Source organism: uncultured Streptococcus sp., assembly GCF_963521865.1.
In the GTDB taxonomy this organism is placed as follows: Bacteria; Bacillota; Bacilli; order Lactobacillales; family Streptococcaceae; genus Streptococcus.
The window spans coordinates 1-6,156 of record NZ_CAUQWY010000058.1 but is presented as its reverse complement, the minus strand read 5'-3'; the positions used below and the strand labels follow the sequence as shown (position 1 = coordinate 6,156).

The window sequence follows — 6,156 nt, the reverse complement described above, 5'->3', positions numbered from 1 at the left end:
TGAATGGGAACAGCGTAAGTTGGGAGACGAAGTTCGAATAGTGATGGGACAGTCTCCTAATTCAGAAAATTATACTGATGATCCTAATGGGCGCTAAAAATGCGAAGACCTATGAAGACCTATTTTGTATTAGTCAAACAAAAAATCCAAAAGAAATGGTATATGATTATGACCATGAAACAAAGTAAAATCAAACCGAGTAATCTGAGGAAGCACCCGATGATCATGAAACGTTATTAAACACAAAAGTCACCCATGTGAGTTCTTGCCAGAAGCTGAAGTTAATCCTTCAACCTGGAAAACCCGCAGAGGTGACTTTTTCTATACATCTCGATTTTTCTGGCAATAATCATTAACCGATAAATATGTCTGTGAATCACCCAGCGACTCCGCTATGTCCATAATCCGCGGTGGTAGTAATCCCACTCGCTGGACAAGTTCGTGATTGCTGAACAATTCCCGTGGACTGCCGGCGAAGCCAAACTTCCCGTGTTCCATAACATACACCGACTCAAACTCGGCGGCGACCCAATCCATGTCATGGGTGATGGTCACAACTTGGTGGCCCGAATCAGCCAACTGATGGAAAATTGCGGTCAACTTGCGCCGGCTTTCCCAATCAAGCGACATCATCGGCTCATCAAATAAATAAATCGCCGGATTCACTGCCAAAACTGTGGCAACGCTCAACAGCTTGCGTTCCGACAATGACAGGTCATATGGACTTTCAGCTGTTTTATCATCCAAGCCAACTCTTTTTAGAGCCTCTAAAGCCCGCCTCGTAATCGTGTCGTGGTCATCCATGACCTGCGCGAGATTCCACTCCACCTCTCGTTGAACTGTCGGGTTGAAAAGCTGATCGTCAGGATTCTGAAAAGTAATTCCAACCTTCAGTAACTTTTCGACTGGTTTAAGATCATTAAAATTTTCTCCATCGATCTTAATCACACCGGTTTGTGGTGTCAGCAAGCCCGTCAACAATTTGAAGAGCGTTGATTTGCCGGCACCATTTTGGCCGACAATCGCCACCATCGGATCGGCGAAGTGTTTGTCTTCAACATCCAAGCTAAAGGACCGTTCCGGATAAGTGAACGTCAGGTGGCTCAGTTCAATTGTGGGCATAACGAACCTCCTTCAGATCAGCGTAATTCACCGGATACCGGCCATCAGCCAAGTGCCAATCCATTTTTTGAGCAAGTTGCTGGATTGTCGGGACTGGAATCTGCCAGTCAGCTGCCAAATGATTAAACACCTCGCCCGGTCTGCCCTGGGCTACCATTTGACCCTCGTGCAGCACCCACACAAGGTCGGCGACTTCGCACAAATCGTCAATTTCACTGGTGACAATGAAGACAGTCGTCTCTTTGACTTGGGCCAGCCATTGGAAAAATTGCCGGCGGCCAAGGGGATCCATCTCACTGGTCGGATCATCCATAATCAAAACAGCCGGATTAGCCACAATCGCCGTGGCAATTGCCAACCGCTGGATCTGACCACCGGAAAGGCTCTCGGGACGCAAATTCAGCTGTTCAATCAGCCCCATTTGCGTGGCAACTTCTTCAACCCGTTTTTGAATCAGTCCTTCAGCCATTCCCTGATTAATCAAGTCAAAGGCGATTTCATCGGCAACCGTGTCTGCCAACCCGCTTAGTTGGCCAGCTGGATTTTGCAGTACAACTCCATTCATGGCATTATAAACAGGCCAATTGTCGGACACTCGCTGGCCAAACATGTGCCAATCGCCCTCAATCTCAGCAGACACAATTTTGGGAATGACGCCTGCCAGCACACGGCACAAAGTCGATTTGCCGGAGTGGCTATTCCCGATAATCCCAACCACCTGGCCGGTATGAACCTCCGCGTTAATCTGACGCAGTTGTGGTTGCTCAGTACCCGGATAACGGGTGGTCAAATTTTCAATTACAATCCGTTTATCTTCGTCCATATCTTCCACCCAATCAATAAAATTGCCAATCCAGTCAGACCAATGTGCAGCGTCCGCGACAGGCGATACACGCGCTGGGAGGTTCTGACAGTCCGGTTGAGATTATCAAAACCTCTCAGTTGGAGAGAAATCGACCGCGTCATCGATTGATCCAAGGTCTTAATCACCAATGGAATTAGAACCGGCAGGATTGACTTTAATTTCTGAATCAACGTTTTTTGCGGATTGGTTCCGCGAACTTTTTGTGCCTGCTGGATTTTCCGCATATTGCGCATCATTTCCGGCAAAATATAACACACCGACATCAGAACGTAGACGGTTTTATAAGACAATCCGGACAGTTCCAAATAGGCCGCGTTTTCTGAAATACTCGTGGTCACCATAAAAAAGCCACTGGTCAAAATAATCACCAATACTCGACAACCCAGAGTGGTGGCGTAAATCAGGCCTTCTTTGTAGAACGACACCCCAAGCACAGAAAACAGCACAGTTTGATTTCGACTGTAAAATAACCCTTGGATGATCAGCATGGTGCAAATCAGAAACAGGCTGAATCCCACCGCCTTAAAGGTGGTCGAACTCAATTTGGCAAATAACAATAGCAGTGTTGCGACAAGAATTAATCCGGCCTGAAGCAATAAATTCATACTGGCAAAGCTCAACAACGTCATGTTCAAGATGAACAAGAGCTTAGTAATCGGATCGATCACCTGGTACCACTTGAGCTTGACCCGTGGCGCTCCAGAAATCAATGTTTTATCAATCATCATTTATCATCGCTAAAGAAGTGCACCATCCGCTTCGGCAGCTGACGATAGATGAAGAATGACAGGTAGGCCACGCAGACTTTATCCAAAATATCCAAGATAAACTCATCGGTAAATGAGGCCAGCCACACTGGTGCATGATTGGCGACCATTACCGCAAACAATGAGTCACCCCAAGCGATACCGGTCTGACCACCCCAAAAGATGACGTTGAGTGGCGTTGAAATGACAGCTGAAACGATGGCAATAATAATAGCAGAAACAAATACTCGTCGCGCTGACGAGAACCACCCATTGGCGTGCAAAACTCCGACAGCAATCCCAATTCCGATGCTGGTAATCGCATACACGGTTGAAATTGGCGATAAGGTCAGCCCATAGATCACGTTGTTGATGAAACCACTAATGGCACCGGCAACCGGCCCAGCCAACATGCTGGTAAGAAAGGTTCCCAAGGACCCCAGCCAAACGGGCAACTTTAACCCCTCCGCCAAGGCTTTGGCAACATAGTTAATCCCCACGGCAGCGGGAATCAAAGTCATGGTGGCAGCACTTAACTTAAATTTCCACATACTGGTACGATGAATCGGTTCTGTTTTCATAATCTTCTCCTTTTGTTTTTAAAGAGCCGTGTCTGGATAGACTTTCGGACGCAACGCTCTATTATATATCTACTGAACTGTCTATACACAAGATTTCCATCCTTAGTCGACATGAGCTGGAAATCTTTATTTGTTAAGTAGTTCACAACACATTATACACCTATTTTGTGAATAGTCAAGTGTATTTACAGTAAAATTTTAGAAAATCCTAAAAATTTCCTCTTATTTTCCATTTAAAAATGAAAATCATTAATTCTGACACCAAAAAAGCCCAGACAACATTGTCTGAGCAGTTTTCTATATGGTCGTTTAACAAAGTTGAGTTTGACATTTTCAAACTATTTCTTCAACAAACCTTGTTCTTGTAGAAACTCCTTGGCTACTTGTTCTGCTGACTTGCCTTCAACACCGACTTTGTAGTTGAGCTGGCTCATCTGGCTTTCAGTAATTTTACCAGCCAATTTATTGAGAACTGTTTCCAACTCTGGATGTTTCTTGAGAAGAGCTTCTTTCATCAGTGGAGCCCCTTGGTAAGGTGGGAAGAGTTGCTTGTCATCTTCCAAGACCTGCAAATCATAACGCGCCAACTCTGCATCGGTTGAATAGGCGTCCGTGATTTGAATATCGCCTGACTGAATTGCCTGATAGCGAAGGGCTGGCTCCATAGTCGCTACATTGAGATTGAGACCGTACATTGATTGCAAGCCCTTATTGCCATCTTCACGGTCATTAAACTCAAGTGTAAAACCTGCCTTCAACTGCCCTTCCACTTTTTTCAAGTCCGAAATGGTCTTCAAGCCGTATTCCTGAGCAATCTTTTTCGGAACAGCTACAGCGTAGGTATTTTGATAAGACATAGGTTTGAGATAGGCTAGATGATCCTGTTTGGCAATACCATCACGCGCTACCTGATAAACCTGATCTGGCTCATGACCCACTTTCGGTGATGGCTGAAGCAAACTTTCAGTCACCGTACCAGTAAATTCAGGATAGATATCAATATCGCCTTTTTTCAGAGCTTCATAAAGAAAGCTTGTTTTCCCAAAATTCGGTTTAACAGTCGCAGTCATACTGGTATTTTCTTCAATCAGTAACTTATACATATTGGCCAAAATTTCTGGTTCTGGACCCAATTTCCCAGCAATGACCAAGTTTTCTTTCTCTTTTTGAGCCAAGAGAGCTGGACTATAAGACAAACCAAGCAATATTGTCACCAAGGCAAAACCAGAGAAAATCGTCCGCAATTTTGCTTTTTCCATCACTTTTAGTAGGATGTTAAAGGCAATGGCAAGCACTGCAGAAGAAAGGGCCCCGATCAAAATCAGACTAGCATTATTACGGTCGATTCCCAAGAGGATAAAGGACCCCAGTCCCCCTGCACCAATCAAGGCCGCCAAGGTTGCCGTACCGATAATCAAGACAGCTGCCGTCCGAATCCCAGACATCATAACAGGCATGGCAAGTGGAATTTCAAACTTCTTGAGACGTTCCCATCTGGTCATCCCAAAGGCAATCCCAGCCTCTTGCAGACTCGGATCAATTCCCTTTAGCCCAGTAATGGTATTTTGCAAAATCGGGAAAATCGCATAAATCACAAGAGCTGTCAAAGCTGGCAGGGTCCCAATTCCCATCAAAGGGATAAAGAGCCCCAACAAGGCTAGAGACGGAATAGTCTGGAAAATCCCTGCAATCTGCAAGACCCAGTCGGCCAATTTCTCATGATAGCGAAGATAAACAGCTAAGGGAATCGCTATAAAGATAGCCAGCAACAAGGTTAAAAGTGACAACTGCAAATGTTGAGATAGAGCTGTCAACCAATCACTAAAACGATCCTGAAAAGTTGCAATTAAATTAGTCATGAACACTACCTCCAAACAAATCCGCAACAAAGTCTGTGGCAGGAGCTTTTAAAATCGTCTCAGGGTTCGCCACCTGACGAATCTCTCCATCCTGCAAGACAGCAATACGGTCCGCCAATTTCAAAGCTTCATCCGTATCATGGGTCACAAAAATAGTCGTCATCCCAAACTCTTTATGCAATTCTTTAGTCAAAACCTGCAACTGTTTTCTCGAAATAGCATCCAAGGCTGAAAAGGGTTCATCCATAAGGAGAATCTTGGGCTGGCCAATCATAGCTCGGACAATACCGACCCGTTGCTGTTCTCCACCAGATAATTCACTCGGAAGTCGATGCCCATACTCAGCTATTGGTAAACCCACTTTAGCCAAAAGCTCTTCTGTTTTCTGAGTAATTTCTCCCTTAGTCCAGCCCTTCATTTCAGGAATGATGGCAATATTTTCCGCAACTGTTAGATTGGGAAAGAGAGCAATGGCCTGTAAAACATATCCAGTAGAAAGACGAAGTTCACGCTCATCATAATCTTTGATGCGCTTGCCATCCATATAAATATTTCCATCAGTTGGTTCCAAGAGACGGTTAATCATCTTAATCATGGTCGTCTTACCTGACCCAGAAGGCCCCACTAAAACCATGAACTCCCCATTCTCAATCTGTAAATTGACATCTCTCAAGACATCTTTTTCTGTATAGCGTAGCGCTACATTTTTGTATTCAATCATGTTCTTCCTCTTTTAAAACTTGCCTCGATTGGTCAAGTCTTCTACCCTAGGCATAACTTCTTTATTATTCCAATGCTCCACAATTTTCCCGTTTTCTAGACGGAGGATATCGTACTGGGCATAAGCAACTCCATCAATCTGAGTCCGACCATAGCTAACCACTTAGTTTCCTTGTCCTAAGAGTTGGAAAACAAAGTCAAAAGTGGCCTTTACTTATAAACAGCTAATTTGCTCCATTTTAAACCTCATTTTCCTCCTCTTT

The 6,156-nt window shown here is 44.6% G+C and carries 6 protein-coding genes and 1 pseudogene; all 7 read right to left on the bottom strand.

Annotated elements, in window-relative coordinates:
• Window positions 1-321: 321 nt before the first annotated feature.
• Window positions 322-1,122 (bottom strand): ABC transporter ATP-binding protein, encoded by an 801-nt coding sequence (locus tag RWO85_RS09440; protein WP_314415536.1) that lies wholly within the window; start codon window positions 1,120-1,122, stop codon window positions 322-324.
• Window positions 1,109-1,945, bottom strand: a complete 837-nt coding sequence (locus RWO85_RS09435; RefSeq protein ID WP_314415533.1) for an ABC transporter ATP-binding protein — start codon at window positions 1,943-1,945, stop codon at window positions 1,109-1,111. Before RWO85_RS09435 ends, RWO85_RS09440 begins: the two co-directional genes overlap by 14 nt.
• Window positions 1,921-2,712 carry an energy-coupling factor transporter transmembrane component T gene (locus RWO85_RS09430; RefSeq protein WP_314415541.1) on the bottom strand — a complete coding sequence of 264 codons (792 nt, stop codon included), beginning with the start codon at window positions 2,710-2,712 and terminating at the stop codon, window positions 1,921-1,923. The genes RWO85_RS09435 and RWO85_RS09430 overlap by 25 nt, the downstream gene beginning before the upstream one ends.
• Window positions 2,712-3,314, bottom strand: a complete 603-nt coding sequence (locus tag RWO85_RS09425; RefSeq protein WP_125453206.1) for an ECF transporter S component — start codon at window positions 3,312-3,314, stop codon at window positions 2,712-2,714. Before RWO85_RS09425 ends, RWO85_RS09430 begins: the two co-directional genes overlap by 1 nt.
• Window positions 3,315-3,652: 338 nt before the next feature.
• A complete protein-coding gene (locus RWO85_RS09420; RefSeq protein WP_314415531.1) occupies window positions 3,653-5,173 on the bottom strand; it encodes an ABC transporter permease/substrate-binding protein in 1,521 nt (506 codons plus the stop codon).
• Window positions 5,166-5,894, bottom strand: a complete 729-nt coding sequence (locus tag RWO85_RS09415; RefSeq protein ID WP_314415528.1) for an ABC transporter ATP-binding protein — start codon at window positions 5,892-5,894, stop codon at window positions 5,166-5,168. Before RWO85_RS09415 ends, RWO85_RS09420 begins: the two co-directional genes overlap by 8 nt.
• A gap of 12 nt (window positions 5,895-5,906) precedes the next feature.
• Window positions 5,907-6,098 (bottom strand): annotated as a pseudogene (locus RWO85_RS09410) (polyketide cyclase); the annotation flags it as partial.
• Between the last annotated feature and the right edge of the window lie 58 nt (window positions 6,099-6,156).

What these genes read in the sequence shown, in the direction of transcription:
- RWO85_RS09440 (WP_314415536.1), bottom strand. Translation starts at nt 1,122, where the DNA reads ATGCCCACAATTGAACTGAGCCACCTGACGTTCACTTATCCGGAACGG.
- RWO85_RS09435 (WP_314415533.1), bottom strand. Translation starts at nt 1,945, where the DNA reads ATGGACGAAGATAAACGGATTGTAATTGAAAATTTGACCACCCGTTAT.
- RWO85_RS09430 (WP_314415541.1), bottom strand. Translation starts at nt 2,712, where the DNA reads ATGATTGATAAAACATTGATTTCTGGAGCGCCACGGGTCAAGCTCAAG.
- RWO85_RS09425 (WP_125453206.1), bottom strand. Translation starts at nt 3,314, where the DNA reads ATGAAAACAGAACCGATTCATCGTACCAGTATGTGGAAATTTAAGTTA.
- RWO85_RS09420 (WP_314415531.1), bottom strand. Translation starts at nt 5,173, where the DNA reads ATGACTAATTTAATTGCAACTTTTCAGGATCGTTTTAGTGATTGGTTG.
- RWO85_RS09415 (WP_314415528.1), bottom strand. Translation starts at nt 5,894, where the DNA reads ATGATTGAATACAAAAATGTAGCGCTACGCTATACAGAAAAAGATGTC.